Below are 13,438 nucleotides of genomic sequence, written 5' to 3'. Positions count from 1 at the left end.
AGGAATCCCGAGCGTCCGAGATCACCTGGAAGAAACCAGGTGCGCGTAGACGATCACGTTGTCGAGGTAGTGCCCGCTTCCCCGGTCGAACGTTCCACCACAAGTGATCAGTCGCAGACCCGGGAAATCTGTCATTCCATACACTTTGGCCGTCGGAAAACTATCCTTTCGTACGCTTTCTAGGGAATCGACGCTAAATGTGGCCTGTGCCCCGTCCTGTCGGGACACCTTCACGGTGTCGCCCGGCCGCAGGTCGCCGAGGCGGAAAAAGACGCCCGGCCCCTCCTTTGAGTCCACATGCCCGACGATCACGGCCGGCCCGGTCGCTCCTGGCGTGGGGCCCAGCCGGTACCAGCCTGCCTCGTCCACCCGGGAGAGCGGCGGCACCTCCAGCGTGCCGTCCGGGTTCTTGCCGAGCGTCATGAGGCTCGTACGCACGCCGATCTGCGGGATTTCCAGTCGTACGGGAGGCGAGGCGGGCATCGCCTTCGCGGTCGGCCTCTCCGGTTCGGCGGCCGTTGGCGCCGCCTCCGCGGTGGCGGCACTCCGGGGCGGAGCGGGTGGCAGAGACGGGTCGGCGGCGGGGGAGCAGCCGAGCGTGAACGCGGCGACGGACGCGGTGGCCAGGGTGAGAGCCGCGACTCCGCCCGCACCCCCGTGCCGCATCAAAATGCTCCGGTTTTGATCGTTTGCTGTGATTTAAGCAACACGACAGCATTTTGTCTCATAGGTCACAAATGTACCTCTAGGATCGTTTGGAACGGTCTATAGAGCTTGTTCGGGATGGTCAGTGATGGTTCGGGTGGGGACCCGGCGCGCCCCTCATCAAATGCGGCGCCTCGGCACCGAGGCGCGCGCGCACGGCGACCCAGGCCGGCATCGGGCCTCCTCGCGGGCAGGCGGGGCAGGCGGAGGCCACGACCTGCCCCCGGTGGACACCTCCGAGATGCGGGTCATCGTGCTCGTTCCCGCGCACAACGAGGAAGACCAGATCGCGGAGACCATCCAGTCGCTCCACCTCCAGCAGCGCAAGCCCGACAAGATCATGGTCATCGCCGACAACTGCACCGACGCGACCGAGGAGATCGCCCGATCGTACGGCGCCGAGGTGATCAGGACGGTCGGCAACCGGCACAAGAAGGCGGGTGCGCTCAACCAGGTGCTGGAGATGCTGCTGCCGGACCTGGACAGCCGGCACGCGGTGCTCGTCATGGACGCGGACTCGGCGCTCCATCCCGGGTTCATCCACAATGCGCTCGTCAGGCTGGCGCCGGGGAAGCTGGCCGCGATCGGCGGCACGTTCACCGGCAAGCCCGGGGGCGGCCTCGTGGGCATGTTCCAGCGGAACGAGTACGCCCGCTACGCCCGGGACGTGCGCAGGCTCCAGGGGAAGGCTCTGGTGCTGACCGGTACGGCGACGCTGTTCCGCGCCCTCGCGCTCAAAGAGGTCGTGTCCGCCCGGCGCGCCGGCCTTCTGCCCGGACGCGACCAGGTGTACGACGTGCGCGTCCTGACCGAGGACAACGAGCTGACCCTGGCCCTGCTGCACCTGAGGTTCCGCATCCTCTGCCCTGCCGAGTGCACACTCACCACAGAGGTCATGGAGACCTGGGCAGACCTCTTCAAGCAGCGTCTCCGGTGGAAGCGTGGGGCGCTGGAGAACCTCATGGACTACGGCTGGACGCGGGTGACCCTGCCCTACTGGGGGCGCCAGCTCCTGTCGCTCGTCGGCATCATCGTGATCTTCGCCTATCTCGGCGTGACGACATGGTCGATCGTCGTCGCGGGCGGACTGGTGATTCATCCCCTCTGGCTGGCCGTCACGGTCATCTTCGTGATCGAGCGGATCGTGACCGTCAGCAGCAGGGGTCCCAAGCAGATGGCGATAGCGAGCCTGCTGCTCGTCGAAATGGTTTTCGACGTCTTCCTGCAGATCGCTCAGGCGAAAGCCTTCTGGGACGCCGCATGGCGTAGAGAAAGGAAATGGTAAATGTACAACAATCCCCCTGTCGGCGGTGTGGCCGCCGGTTTCGGAGGCGGCGCGCTGTCGGCTCCCTTTGTCGGTGGGAACGCTTTCTGGATCGCGCTGGGCGCCTTTACTCTGGTCTCCGCGGCGGTCGCGATCAAGCGGATCATCCCGAAGCGGGAGTCGTGATCGCCGTTCGGCAATAGCCGGCTGCGTGTTCACGTAAACGGCCCGCCGCGGTGATCCCATGACGCTTTGCCGCAATTTCCCCGATATTCGGTAGAGCTTCCGTAAAGCCGGTTGGGGGCAGCCGTGGCGGGCAGATCCGGGCTTACCGTTGAGAGAACGGTCATTCCTGCGATGTGAGCCCGGTCGATGAATGAGACGCACCCGTTCTACGGACCCGATTTCTCCCAACTGGCGCGACAGGATCCCGAGGTCGCGCAACTGCTTCTGGACGAGCTCGCCCGGCTGCGCGGCGGGCTCCAGCTCATCGCGGGCGAGAACTTCACCTCGCCCGCCGTGATGGCGGCCCTCGGCTCCACGCTCACCAACAAGTACGCCGAGGGATATCCCGAACGGCGGTACTACGCCGGATGCGAGGTGGTCGACCAGGCCGAGCGGCTCGCCGTCGACCGGGCCAGGCGGCTGTTCCGCGCCGATCATGTGAACGTCCAGCCCCATACCGGGGCCTCGGCCAACTTCGCCGCCTACGCCGCGCTGCTCAAGCCCGGCGACACCGTGCTCGCGATGGCGCTGCAGCACGGCGGCCACCTGACCCACGGGTCCAAGGCCAACTTCTCCGGCCGATGGTTCGACGTCGTCTTCTACGGCGTGCGTCGGGACAACGAGCTGATCGACTACGACGAGGTCCGCGACCTCGCGCTCAGGCACCGCCCCAAGCTGATCATCTGCGGCGCGGCGACGTACTCCCGGCTGATCGACTACGCGGCCTTCCGGGGGATCGCCGACGAAACCGGGGCCTGGTTGCTGGTGGACGCCGCGCACACGATCGGGCTGATGGCGGGGGAGGCCGTCCCGTCCGCGGTGCCGTACGCGGACGTGGTCACGTTCACCACCCACAAGACGCTGCGCGGGCCGCGCGGCGGCGGCATCCTTTGCACCGCCGAGCTGGCGCAGCGGATCGACCGCGCGGTCTTCCCTTTCGCCCAGAGCGGCCCGCTGATGCACGCGGTGGCCGCGAAGGCGGTCGCGTTCGGCGAGGCGCTGCGGCCCGAGTTCCGCACGTACGCCGCGAGGGTCGTGGAGAACGCGGCGGCCTTCGCCGAGGCGGTCACCACCGAGGGGTTGCGTCCCGTCTCCGGCGGTACGGACACGCACCTGGTTCTGCTCGACGTACGCGGTGCGGGCGTGACGGGGGCGGAGGCGGAGGGCCGCTGCGAGGAGGCGGCGATCATCCTCAACCGCGGCGCAGTCCCGTATGACCCGGAGCCGCCCACCATCACCTCGGGCATCCGGATCGGCACGTCCTGTGTGACCACCCAGGGCATGGGGCCGGGGGAGATGAAAGAGATCGCCTCAGCCGTCGTGCAGGCAGTGTGCAAGCCTGGTGCTATAACGTCAGTGATCGAACGGGTAAGGGCGCTGACCGCCGCGCATCCGGCTTATCCCGGCGAATGAGGTGCTTCGCGGCCTTTTCCCGTCACAACTGGTCCGCTCAAGCGAGAAACTAGGTCCGTGCGCGAATATCTGCTCCTGGCGCTCGTCACGGCCGCGGTCACCTACCTGCTGGTGCCTCCGGTCCGGGTGTTCGCACTGCGCATCGGCGCGGCGCCCGAAGTGCGGGACCGGGACGTGCACACGGTGCCGATCCCGAGGCTGGGGGGCCTGGCGATGTTCGGCGGGATGGCCGCCGGACTGCTGCTCGCGACACACCTGCCTTACGTCGGGGCGCAGCTCGCCACAGGTCAGGCGGGGCAGACGGTGACCGCGCTTCTGGTGGCGGGCGGCGTGATCGTGCTGACCGGCTTCCTGGACGACTGGCTCGGCATGGACGCGCTGGTCAAACTGGGTGGTCAGATCGCGGCGGGCGGCCTGCTCGTGTACTTCGGGATGTACCTGCCCTGGCTGCCGCTGCCCAAGGACATGGGCGGCTCGACCGGGCTCGACCCCAACCTCCGCACCATCATCACGATCATGATCGTGGTTGTCGTGATCAACGCGGTCAACTTCGTGGACGGCCTGGACGGCCTGGCCGCGGGCATCGTCGGCATCGGCGCCCTGGCGACCTTCGCCTACTCCATCGCTCTCTCGCAGAGCAGCAGCGGGTCCCGCATCAACGTCACCGCGGCCATCGCGGCGATCCTGATCGGCATGTGCCTCGGCTTCCTGCCGCACAACTTCAACCCGGCCAAGATCTTCATGGGCGACACCGGGGCGATGCTGATCGGGATGCTCCTGGCCACATCGCTCATCACGATCATCTCGTCGGTCGACTCGGGTGCTCTCGACCGGATGAACAAGTTCCCCGTGGTGCTGCCGCTGCTGCTGCCGATCGCGGTGATGGTTCTCCCGTTACTGGACCTGGTCATGGCGGTGGTCCGCCGAACATCCGCCGGCCTGTCGCCGTTCGCGCCCGACCGCGGCCACCTGCACCACCGGCTGCTCGACATCGGTCATTCCCAGCGCCGCAGCGTGCTGATCATGTACGGCTGGACGTTCCTGTTCTCCTTCACGCTGGTCGGCCTGTCGATCGGCGGCGTACCGCTGATCCTGTTCCCGATCACCGTTGTGCTGGCGATCGCGGTGCTCATCCTGATGGCCTCGCCGCGGTGGCGCTCGCGCAAGGGCGAGCGGCGGCGTGGCAAGAACAAGCCCGGGGGCGGCGGCGCGAGCGGGCCGGGCGGCGGTCAGTCCTCCGCGTTCGGCGCCGGCCCCTCCGATCCGGGTACGGCGGAGGCCAGCGCGACGAGGCACACCCGCGCCACCACCCTCTGACCGCCGTACCGAACTCCTGGCCGTGGCGCCGCGAACTGGCAGGTAAAGGCAGCCCCCGCTGAGCTTGTGATAGCTTTCACTAGCAGGGATTCCACATGCTGGAATCTCTCTGGAAGCAATCGCTCGCTTGACAACCGGTTCATGGAGTTCCGATGCAGGCCAACGACGTGCGCGTGCTCAAGGGCGCCGCCCTCCCCACCCTCGCGGTGGGCCTGGTCGCCGTGGTCGTCGCGGTGATCCTCGCCGGTGTCCAGGGCGCGATCGGCGCGCTCATCGGCATCGCTCTGGTCGCGGTCTTCTTCACCGTCGGCCTGGTCGCGGTCTCATGGGCCGGCCGGATCTCGCCGCAGATGATGATGCTGGCCGCGATCGCGAGCTACGCGGTCAAGGTGCTGGTCATCATGGCTCTGCTCAAGGCCTTCGAGGGCGCGACCGCGTTCAGCCCCCGTGCGTTCGCACTCACCGTCGTCGCATGTACCGTGGCCTGGACGGTGGGCGAGATGCGCGGCTTCATGAAATTGCGGCTGCTTTACGTCGAGCCCGAGGCCCGGGTGCCCGGGCAGGGAAACCCGTGACCGGCGTCATGGCGCAGTCCGATATGACTAGTCCGGTCCCTGCCTGCTATCGTCGTGCCCGCGATGAGCGAAAAGGAGCGCAGCCCCGAACAGGACGGCCGCGACTTCGCCAACGCCGCCTGGTCGATTCCCAGCTACCTCATCTCGGGAATGATTATCTGGGGCGGCTCCGGCTGGTTGCTGAGCCGATGGTCGGGCGTGCACGCCTTCTTTCCGATCGGAATCATCATCGGGGTAGTGCTTGCGATCTACCTCGTCTACTTGAAGTACGGTCGCTGAACTCAGCTGACGGTCATCCCTCTGGGCAAGCCATCCTGATCCACCTCCACGTTGAAGGGAACGCCGCGTGAGCGCGCTGACGGTTCTCGCCGCCGACGAGTTCAAGGCCCCGGGGCTTGAACTGTTCGAATTCCCCCCGCTCTGGGACGGGGCGCCCGTCTGGCTGACGAAGCCGGTGCTGCTCGCGGTTCTGAGCTCGCTGGTGGTCGTGGGCTTCTGCTGGTCGGCCTTCGCCAATCCCAAGCTGGTGCCGCGGGGCGTGCAGAACATCGGTGAGATGGGCTACATGTTCGTGCGCGACCAGGTGGCCCGCCCGTTCCTGGGCAAGGACGCCGACCGCTACATGGGCCTGCTGCTCAGCCTCTTCTTCCTGGTCTGGATCTGGAACCTGATGGGCGTCGTCCCCGTCCTCCAGTTCCCGGTCGCCTCGCACATCGCCTTCCCCATCGTGCTGGCCGTGGCCGTCTATGGGCTCAAGATCTTCCTGGGCATGAAGCACCAGGGTGCGCTCGGTTACTTCAAGAACATGATGTTCCCCCCCGGGCTGCCCAAGCCGATCTACTTCCTGCTGGCTCCGATCGAGTTCCTCTCGAACATGATCGTCGCCCCGTTCACACACGCGGTCCGACTGTTCGCGAACATGTTCGCCGGTCACATCATCATCGCGTTCTTCAGCATGGTCGGCTTCTGGTTCCTCTTCGAGAAGCTGACCCCGCTCGGAGCGCCGGTGGGAGTACTGGGTGTTGTCTTCACGATCGCCATGACCGGCTTCGAGTTGTTCATCCAGTTCCTGCAGGCCTTCCTGTTCGCGCTGCTCGCCGCCATGTACATCGGCGGCTCCCTGCACGCCGAGCACTAAGACCCCTTCCCGCCTAATCCAGACCGGTGACACCCTGCACCGGCCGTCCAGTAAAGGAAATGCAATGAGCGTTCTCGCTGAGGTCACTGGCAACATCGGTTCGATCGGTTACGGCCTGGCGACCCTCGGCCCCGGCATCGGCGTCGGCCTCATCTTCGGCAACGGCCTCCAGGCCATCGCCCGTCAGCCCGAGGCGTACGGCCTGATCCGGCAGAACATGCTCCTCGGCTTCGTTCTGGTCGAGGCCCTCGCGCTGATCGGCCTCGTTGCGCCGTTCATCTACCCCTCCTGACGAAAGACCCCTGACGGAAGGCTGCATCCATGAAGTCGGCAGCTACGCTTCTCGCGGCTGAGGGCAACAGCCCGATCATGCCGCACATGTACGAGCTCGTCGTCGGCGTCTTCGCGTTCCTCTTCGTGCTCGTCTTCGTCGGCAGGATCCTCACGCCGCGCATCCAGAAGACTCTGGCTGAGCGCACCGAGGCGATCGAAGGCGGCATCAAGAAGGCCGAGGACGCTCAGGCCGAGGCCCAGCGCACGCTGGAGCAGTACCGCGCCCAGCTCGCCGAGGCTCGCCAGGACGCGGCCCGCCTGCGGGAAGAGGCGCGCGAGCAGGGCGCCCGGATCAAGACCGAGCTCCGCGAGGAGGCGCAGGAAGAGGCACGTCGCCTCATCCAGGCGGCTCACGCGCAGATCGAGGCCGACCGGCAGCAGGCCATGGCGCAGCTGCGCGGTGAGATCGGTCGCCTGTCCACCGAACTCGCCGGCCGCATCGTGGGTGAGTCCCTGGAGGACGAGGCCCGGCAGCGCCGTGTCGTCGACCGGTTCCTCGAGCAGCTCGAGGGAACGCAGGCGGTTCGCTGATGTCGCGGCGAACCCGACGCGCTGAGCGCGGCGAACGAGGGGCGGTGATCGGCCGATGAGAGGTCTGAGCAGGGCTTCGCTCGCCGAGGTCGAGGAGCGGTTCAACACTGTTGCCGGCTCCGCCGACCTCGGCACGCTCGCGGACGAGCTCATCGCGGTCGCCGGCCTGCTCGATCGCGAGCACGGCCTGCGCCGCAACCTTTCCGACCAGGCCCGCCCGGCCGCGCAGAAGGCCGAGGTCGTGCGGTCTCTGCTGTCGGGCAAGGTGAGCATGGCCACGCTGGAGGCCGTGGTCGCCGCCGCCGAGGCCAAGTGGTCTCGGCCGGGCGACCTGGCCGACGCGCTGGAGCGACTCTCCGTGATCGCCGCTTCCGCCGAGGCCGAGGGCCAGGGCCGTCTCGACGACGTCGAGGACGAGCTCTTCCGCTTCGGACGGATCCTCGCGGCCAACCCGGAACTGCGGCGCACGGTGAACGACGCCACCGTTCCGGGCGACCGCAAGCGGGAGCTCCTCGGCTCGCTGCTGGCCGACAAGGTCGCGCCGACGAGCCTCCGGCTGGTCACCCAGCTCGCGGCATACCCGCGAGGACGTAGCCTGGAGTCGGGGCTCGACGAGTACGGCTGGATCGTCGCCCAGCAGCGGGAACGTCTGGTCGGAGTGGTGCGCAGCGCCGTTCCGCTCGACGCGACCCAGAGGCAGCGCCTCGCCGCCTGGCTGCGTACCACGTACGGACGTGATGTCCACCTGAACGTCGAGGTGGACCCCAAGGTGCTCGGTGGCTTCTCGATCCGGATCGGCGACGACCTGATCGACAACACCATCGCAGGACGTATCGAAGAAGTACGCCGCCGGTTGGCCGGCTAGGCGAATAGGGAGACAGAAGAGAGATGGCGGAGCTTACGATCCGGCCGGACGAGATCCGGGACGCGCTTGAGCGCTTCGTCCAGGCGTACGAGCCGGAAGGCGCCGCGCGCGAGGAGATCGGGACCGTCGTCGACTGTGGCGACGGCATCGCCCATGTCTCCGGCCTGCCCTCGACGATGGCGAACGAGCTGCTCGAGTTCGAGGACGGCACGCGTGGCCTGGCACTGAACCTGGACGTCCGGGAGATCGGTGTCGTTATCCTGGGCGACTTCAGCAAGATCGAGGAAGGGCAGCAGGTTCGCCGTACCGGCGAGGTCCTCTCCGTTCCCGTCGGTGACAACTTCCTCGGCCGCGTCGTCGACCCGCTGGGCAACCCGCTGGACGGCAAGGGCACGATCGAGTCCGAGGCCCTGCGCGCCCTGGAACTGCAGGCCCCCTCGGTCGTGCAGCGGCAGCCGGTCAAGGAGCCCCTTGCCACCGGCATCAAGGCGATCGACGCCATGACCGCGATCGGCCGCGGCCAGCGCCAGCTGATCATCGGCGACCGTGGCACCGGCAAGACCGCGATCGCCGTCGACACGATCATCAACCAGAAGGAGAACTGGCTCTCCGGCGACCCGTCCCGGCAGGTCCGGTGCGTCTACGTCGCCGTCGGCCAGAAGGGCTCCACCATCGCCCAGGTCAAGGGCCGCCTCGAGGAGGCGGGCGCGATGGAGTACACCACCATCGTCGCCGCTCCGGCGTCCGACCCCGCGGGCTTCAAGTACATCGCGCCCTACACGGGTTCGGCCATCGGTCAGCACTGGATGTACCAGGGCAAGCACGTCCTGATCATCTTCGACGACCTTACCAAGCAGGCCGACGCCTACCGCGCCGTCTCGCTGCTGCTGCGCCGTCCGCCGGGCCGCGAGGCGTACCCGGGTGACGTCTTCTACCTGCACTCGCGTCTGCTGGAGCGCTGCGCCAAGCTCTCCAACGACATGGGTGGCGGCTCGATGACCGGTCTGCCGATCATCGAGACCAAGGGCAACGACGTGTCGGCGTTCATCCCGACCAACGTCATCTCCATCACCGACGGCCAGGTCTTCCTCGAGACCGACCTGTTCAACGCCGGTGTCCGCCCCGCCATCAACGTCGGTGTGTCGGTCTCCCGAGTCGGTGGCTCGGCGCAGACCAAGGCGATGCGGAAGGTCGCCGGCACGCTCCGTCTGGCGCTCTCCCAGTACCGCGACCTCGAGGCGTTCGCCGCGTTCGCCTCCGACCTCGACGCCGCGTCCCTGGCGCAGCTCGAGCGCGGTCAGCGCCTGGTCGAGCTGCTCAAGCAGCCGCAGTACAGCCCCTTCCCGGTCGAGAAGGAGGTCGTCTCCATCTGGGCCGGCACCACCGGTGAGCTGGACGACGTCCCGGTCGAGGACATCCGCCGCTTCGAGAGCGAGTTCCTCGACTACCTCTCCGGCAACAAGGGTGTGTTCGACAGCATCCGCGAGACCAAGGAGCTCTCGGACGACACGATCACGTCCCTCAAGGACGCGATCACCGAGTTCAAGAAGGGCTTCACGACCTCGTCCGGCGAGCTGCTGGTCAGGGACGTGCCGGTCGAGGCGCTCGAGGCCGGCGAGGTCGGCCAGGAGAAGATCGTCAAGCACGTCCGCAAGTCCGAGAAGAAGTAACTCATGGGTGCCCAGCTGAGATTGCTGCGGCGGCGGATCTCGTCGGTCAAGTCCACCGCGAAGATCACCCGTGCGCAGGAGCTCATCGCCTCGTCGCGCATCGTCAAGGCGCAGCAGCGCATGCAGGCGGCGGTGCCGTACGAGCAGGAGATCACGCGGGCGGTGTCCGGCGTCGTCAGCAACACGGCGAGCGTCGACCACCCGCTGACCGTCGAGAAGGAGCAGCCGCACAGCGCGGGCGTGCTGATCGTCACCAGCGACAGCGGGTTCTGCGGCGGTTTCAACGCCAACGTCCTGCGTGAGGCTGAGGCGCTGCGCGGGCTCCTGGAGGAGCGCGGCATCCAGGCCGTGCCGTTCGTCGTCGGCCGCAAGGGTGTCACCTGGCACACCTTCCGGAACCGTGAGATGGGCGGCCACTGGGACGGCTTCTCGCGGCGGCCGTCGTACGCGGACGCCAAGATGATCGCCGACACGCTGATCGAGTCGTTCAAGGAGGAGAACGGGATCGACGAGATCCACATCGTCTCCACCGAGTTCGTCTCGATGCTCACGCAGAACGTCGTGGTCAGGCGGATCCTGCCGCTGGAGGTCGTGGAGTCGGAGGCAGAGTCCGACGACACGATCCCGCCGTACTTCGAGTTCGAGCCGAACGCCGCGGAGGTGCTCGACTCGCTGCTCCCGCGGTACGTGGAGTCGCGTATCTTCAACGCGCTGCTCCAGTCGGCGGCGTCGGAGGAGGCCTCGCGCAGGCGGGCCATGAAGTCGGCGACCGACAACGCCAACGAGCTCATCCGCGTGTTCACCATGCAGATGAACCAGGCTCGGCAGGCTGAGATCACCCAGGAAATCAGCGAGATCGTCGGTGGCGCCAACGCGCTCGCTGACGCCGCAGCGGGGAAAGAGTGAGTAACCACAATGACTGTTGAGACCGCCGTGGCCACCGTTGGTCGCGTGGCGAGCGTCAAGGGTCCCGTCGTCGACGTGGAGTTCTCCGTCGAGGCGATGCCGGACATCTACAACGCGCTGAACGTCGACGTGACCATCGGCGGCGAAACCAAGACCCTCACCATGGAGGTCGCCCAGCACCTGGGTGACAACCTGGTCCGAGCCATCTCGATGCAGCCCACCGACGGCCTCGTTCGCGGCGCCGCGGTGACCGACTCCGGTGCGCCGATCTCGGTGCCGGTCGGCGACGTCGTCAAGGGCCACGTGTGGAACGCCCTCGGCGAGTCCCTCGACGTGCCGACCGCGTCGCTCCAGGTGACCGAGAAGTGGGGCATCCACCGTCCGTCCCCGGCGTTCGACCAGCTCGAGTCGCGCACCGAGATGCTGCCGACCGGCATCAAGGTCATCGACCTGCTCACGCCGTACGTCAAGGGCGGCAAGATCGGTCTGTTCGGCGGCGCGGGCGTCGGCAAGACCGTTCTGATCCAGGAGATGATCCGCCGCGTCGCGCTGAAGTTCTCGGGCACCTCGGTGTTCGCGGGCGTCGGCGAGCGCACCCGTGAGGGCAACGACCTCTGGCTGGAGATGGACGAGGCCGGCGTTCTCAAGGACACCGCCCTCGTCTTCGGCCAGATGGACGAGCCGCCGGGCACCCGTCTGCGGGTCGCGCTGTCCGCTCTGACCATGGCGGAGTACTTCCGCGACGTGCAGAAGCAGGACGTGCTGCTGTTCATCGACAACATCTTCCGGTTCACCCAGGCCGGTTCCGAGGTGTCCACCCTGCTCGGCCGTATGCCGTCCGCGGTGGGTTACCAGCCGACCCTGGCCGACGAGATGGGCGTTCTCCAGGAGCGCATCACCTCGACCCGTGGTCACTCGATCACCTCGATGCAGGCGATCTACGTGCCCGCGGACGACATCACCGACCCGGCGCCGCACAACGCGTTCGCGCACCTCGACGCCCAGACGGTGCTCTCGCGTCCGATCTCGGAGAAGGGCATCTACCCCGCGGTAGACCCGCTCGACTCCACCTCGCGGATCCTCGACCCGCAGGTCGTCGGCGACGAGCACTACGCGGTGGCCCAGGAGACGAAGCGAATCCTGCAGAAGTACAAGGAGCTGCAGGACATCATCGCCATCCTCGGCATCGACGAGCTCTCCGAAGAAGACCGGGTCACGGTCAACCGGGCCCGCCGCATCGAGCGGTTCCTCTCGCACCCGATGTACGCCGCCGAGGCGTTCACCGGCCAGCCGGGCGAGTTCGTTCCGCTGGACGAGACCATCGCCTCCTTCAAGGGCCTCTGCGCGGGTGAGTACGACCACCTGCCCGAGCAGGCGTTCTTCATGGTCGGCGGCATCGACCAGGCCATCGCCAAGGCGAAGGAACTCGAGCGCTAAGACGCCTCCGACGCCTGTACGGCTCCGCGTGAGCCGTACAGGCGTCTATCGAAAGGGAGCCCTGAAGTGGCAAAGCTTCGCGTTGGCGTCGTGTCGCCGGAACGTGAGATCTGGTCGGGCGAGGCCGACATGGTGATTGCGAAGACCGTGGACGGCGAGATCGGTATTATGCCGGAACACGCTCCCGTACTCGGGGTCCTCGTCGAGGGCGGTGTTCTTCGCGTCAAGCGCGGTGGCGAGAGCGACCTCGTCGCCGCGGTTCACGGCGGGTTCATCTCCGTCGCGAACAACGATGTGTCGATCCTGGCCGAGGCGGCCGAGCTCGGCTCCGAGGTCGACGTGGCCGCCGCGAGGGACGCGCTCCAGCGGGCGCAGTCCTCGATCGAGGCCGGCCAGGAGGACGCGGACATCCGTCTGGCGGCCAAGCGTGCCAGGGCCCGGCTGCGCGCAGCCGGGGAAGAGGTCTGATTCTTTTCTGAAGGAGGGCGGCGATGGTGGCGCTCGACGTTTTCGCCGGCGTTTCCCTTGTCGCTGCCCTCCTCGTCGTACGCGGTTTCGCCCTGGCCATGAGCCGGGGCAACGTCGTCTGTCGGGTACGTACGGGAAACCAGGGCTGGAAAGCCGGGGTAGCCCGCTACACCGGGGGAGAGCTGCACTGGATCCCGTTCTTCGGACTCCGCCTGAGGCCGCGCCACGCAATCGCGAGGCGCGGCCTTACGGTTTCCCGGCGCAGGCGTCTCGGCAGCGGCGAGGGGCCTGAGGGCTACTGGGCGGTCGAATGCTCCGCCGAACGCGGCCCGCTCGCCCTCGCCATGAGCGAGGACGCCCTCACCGGCTTCCTCGCCTGGCTCGAATCCGCCCCGCCCAGCGCCTACCTGGACGCTGCTTAGAATTGCCGCGCCTCCGGCGCGGCGGGCTCGGTGCGCCTTGAGTCGATGTCTTCCCTCGTCACTGTGTCTATTTGCGCTCGCTTCGCTCGCGCGGCTCGGTGCGCCTTGAGTCGATGTCTTCCCTCGTCGCTCGGGGTCGCTCGTCCCTCGCTCCCCACTCGCTCCTCAG

Annotated in this window: 16 protein-coding genes; 15 read left to right on the top strand and 1 reads right to left on the bottom strand. The window is 67.3% G+C overall.

What is annotated here, in order from left to right; all coding sequences use genetic code 11:
- Positions 1 to 21: 21 nt before the first annotated feature.
- On the bottom strand, positions 22 to 483 hold the full coding sequence (locus AWQ71_RS01095; RefSeq protein ID WP_218001595.1) for a class F sortase: 462 nt from the start codon (positions 481 to 483) through the stop codon (positions 22 to 24).
- A 346-nt stretch (positions 484 to 829) separates the two neighbouring features.
- Between AWQ71_RS01095 and AWQ71_RS01090 the strand changes: the two genes are divergently transcribed.
- The 15 genes from AWQ71_RS01090 (at position 830) to AWQ71_RS01025 (ending at position 13,269) form a co-directional block, all read left to right on the top strand.
- On the top strand, positions 830 to 1,990 hold the full coding sequence (locus AWQ71_RS01090) for a glycosyltransferase family 2 protein (protein ID WP_218001593.1): 1,161 nt from the start codon (positions 830 to 832) through the stop codon (positions 1,988 to 1,990).
- The gene (locus AWQ71_RS42495; protein WP_169806493.1) at positions 1,991 to 2,155 is read left to right on the top strand and encodes a hypothetical protein; all 165 of its coding nucleotides are present in this window, start codon (positions 1,991 to 1,993) and stop codon (positions 2,153 to 2,155) included.
- 186 nt (positions 2,156 to 2,341) lie between these two features.
- Positions 2,342 to 3,607, top strand: a complete 1,266-nt coding sequence (gene glyA / locus AWQ71_RS01085) for a serine hydroxymethyltransferase (protein WP_067125056.1) — start codon at positions 2,342 to 2,344, stop codon at positions 3,605 to 3,607.
- Positions 3,608 to 3,664: 57 nt separating this feature from the next.
- Complete coding sequence (locus AWQ71_RS01080; protein ID WP_084258283.1) at positions 3,665 to 4,924, top strand: glycosyltransferase family 4 protein; 1,260 nt, start codon at positions 3,665 to 3,667, stop codon at positions 4,922 to 4,924.
- A 152-nt stretch (positions 4,925 to 5,076) separates the two neighbouring features.
- The gene (locus AWQ71_RS01075) at positions 5,077 to 5,499 is read left to right on the top strand and encodes a Cg1360 family ATP-synthase-associated protein (RefSeq protein ID WP_067125053.1); all 423 of its coding nucleotides are present in this window, start codon (positions 5,077 to 5,079) and stop codon (positions 5,497 to 5,499) included.
- A 63-nt stretch (positions 5,500 to 5,562) separates the two neighbouring features.
- A complete protein-coding gene (locus AWQ71_RS01070; RefSeq protein WP_067126044.1) occupies positions 5,563 to 5,778 on the top strand; it encodes a hypothetical protein in 216 nt (71 codons plus the stop codon).
- Between the two features lie 67 nt (positions 5,779 to 5,845).
- Positions 5,846 to 6,637: a F0F1 ATP synthase subunit A gene (atpB, locus tag AWQ71_RS01065; protein ID WP_067125050.1), complete on the top strand. Its 792-nt coding sequence runs from the start codon at positions 5,846 to 5,848 to the stop codon at positions 6,635 to 6,637.
- A gap of 64 nt (positions 6,638 to 6,701) precedes the next feature.
- Positions 6,702 to 6,929: an ATP synthase F0 subunit C gene (gene atpE / locus AWQ71_RS01060; RefSeq protein ID WP_067125047.1), complete on the top strand. Its 228-nt coding sequence runs from the start codon at positions 6,702 to 6,704 to the stop codon at positions 6,927 to 6,929.
- 29 nt (positions 6,930 to 6,958) lie between these two features.
- A complete protein-coding gene (locus AWQ71_RS01055; RefSeq protein ID WP_067125045.1) occupies positions 6,959 to 7,501 on the top strand; it encodes a F0F1 ATP synthase subunit B in 543 nt (180 codons plus the stop codon).
- 55 nt (positions 7,502 to 7,556) lie between these two features.
- Positions 7,557 to 8,366, top strand: a complete 810-nt coding sequence (locus AWQ71_RS01050; protein WP_067125042.1) for a F0F1 ATP synthase subunit delta — start codon at positions 7,557 to 7,559, stop codon at positions 8,364 to 8,366.
- A 23-nt stretch (positions 8,367 to 8,389) separates the two neighbouring features.
- Positions 8,390 to 10,036, top strand: coding sequence for a F0F1 ATP synthase subunit alpha (gene atpA, locus AWQ71_RS01045; protein ID WP_067125039.1), 1,647 nt, complete (start codon positions 8,390 to 8,392; stop codon positions 10,034 to 10,036).
- A 3-nt stretch (positions 10,037 to 10,039) separates the two neighbouring features.
- Positions 10,040 to 10,942 (top strand): F0F1 ATP synthase subunit gamma, encoded by a 903-nt coding sequence (locus AWQ71_RS01040; protein WP_067125036.1) that lies wholly within the window; start codon positions 10,040 to 10,042, stop codon positions 10,940 to 10,942.
- 9 nt (positions 10,943 to 10,951) lie between these two features.
- On the top strand, positions 10,952 to 12,379 hold the full coding sequence (atpD, locus tag AWQ71_RS01035; protein ID WP_067125033.1) for a F0F1 ATP synthase subunit beta: 1,428 nt from the start codon (positions 10,952 to 10,954) through the stop codon (positions 12,377 to 12,379).
- 66 nt (positions 12,380 to 12,445) lie between these two features.
- Positions 12,446 to 12,847 carry a F0F1 ATP synthase subunit epsilon gene (locus AWQ71_RS01030; RefSeq protein WP_067125025.1) on the top strand — a complete coding sequence of 134 codons (402 nt, stop codon included), beginning with the start codon at positions 12,446 to 12,448 and terminating at the stop codon, positions 12,845 to 12,847.
- 23 nt (positions 12,848 to 12,870) lie between these two features.
- Positions 12,871 to 13,269, top strand: a complete 399-nt coding sequence (locus AWQ71_RS01025) for a DUF2550 domain-containing protein (protein ID WP_067125023.1) — start codon at positions 12,871 to 12,873, stop codon at positions 13,267 to 13,269.
- Positions 13,270 to 13,438 lie beyond the last annotated feature (169 nt).

It is taken from the genome of Microtetraspora malaysiensis (assembly GCF_001528665.1).
Lineage (GTDB): Bacteria > Actinomycetota > Actinomycetes > Streptosporangiales > Streptosporangiaceae > Microtetraspora_A > Microtetraspora_A malaysiensis.
This window is presented reverse-complemented; position numbering and strand designations above follow the sequence as displayed.

Bases quoted from the DNA above. Each gene is read 5' to 3' on its own strand.
- AWQ71_RS01090 (WP_218001593.1), top strand. From the start codon at position 830: ATGCGGCGCCTCGGCACCGAGGCGCGCGCGCACGGCGACCCAGGCCGG.
- AWQ71_RS01075 (WP_067125053.1), top strand. From the start codon at position 5,077: ATGCAGGCCAACGACGTGCGCGTGCTCAAGGGCGCCGCCCTCCCCACC.
- atpE (WP_067125047.1), top strand. From the start codon at position 6,702: ATGAGCGTTCTCGCTGAGGTCACTGGCAACATCGGTTCGATCGGTTAC.
- atpA (WP_067125039.1), top strand. From the start codon at position 8,390: ATGGCGGAGCTTACGATCCGGCCGGACGAGATCCGGGACGCGCTTGAG.
- AWQ71_RS42495 (WP_169806493.1), top strand. From the start codon at position 1,991: ATGTACAACAATCCCCCTGTCGGCGGTGTGGCCGCCGGTTTCGGAGGC.
- AWQ71_RS01055 (WP_067125045.1), top strand. From the start codon at position 6,959: ATGAAGTCGGCAGCTACGCTTCTCGCGGCTGAGGGCAACAGCCCGATC.
- AWQ71_RS01095 (WP_218001595.1), bottom strand. From the start codon at position 483: ATGCCCGCCTCGCCTCCCGTACGACTGGAAATCCCGCAGATCGGCGTG.
- AWQ71_RS01050 (WP_067125042.1), top strand. From the start codon at position 7,557: ATGAGAGGTCTGAGCAGGGCTTCGCTCGCCGAGGTCGAGGAGCGGTTC.
- glyA (WP_067125056.1), top strand. From the start codon at position 2,342: ATGAATGAGACGCACCCGTTCTACGGACCCGATTTCTCCCAACTGGCG.
- atpD (WP_067125033.1), top strand. From the start codon at position 10,952: ATGACTGTTGAGACCGCCGTGGCCACCGTTGGTCGCGTGGCGAGCGTC.
- AWQ71_RS01070 (WP_067126044.1), top strand. From the start codon at position 5,563: ATGAGCGAAAAGGAGCGCAGCCCCGAACAGGACGGCCGCGACTTCGCC.
- AWQ71_RS01040 (WP_067125036.1), top strand. From the start codon at position 10,040: ATGGGTGCCCAGCTGAGATTGCTGCGGCGGCGGATCTCGTCGGTCAAG.
- AWQ71_RS01025 (WP_067125023.1), top strand. From the start codon at position 12,871: ATGGTGGCGCTCGACGTTTTCGCCGGCGTTTCCCTTGTCGCTGCCCTC.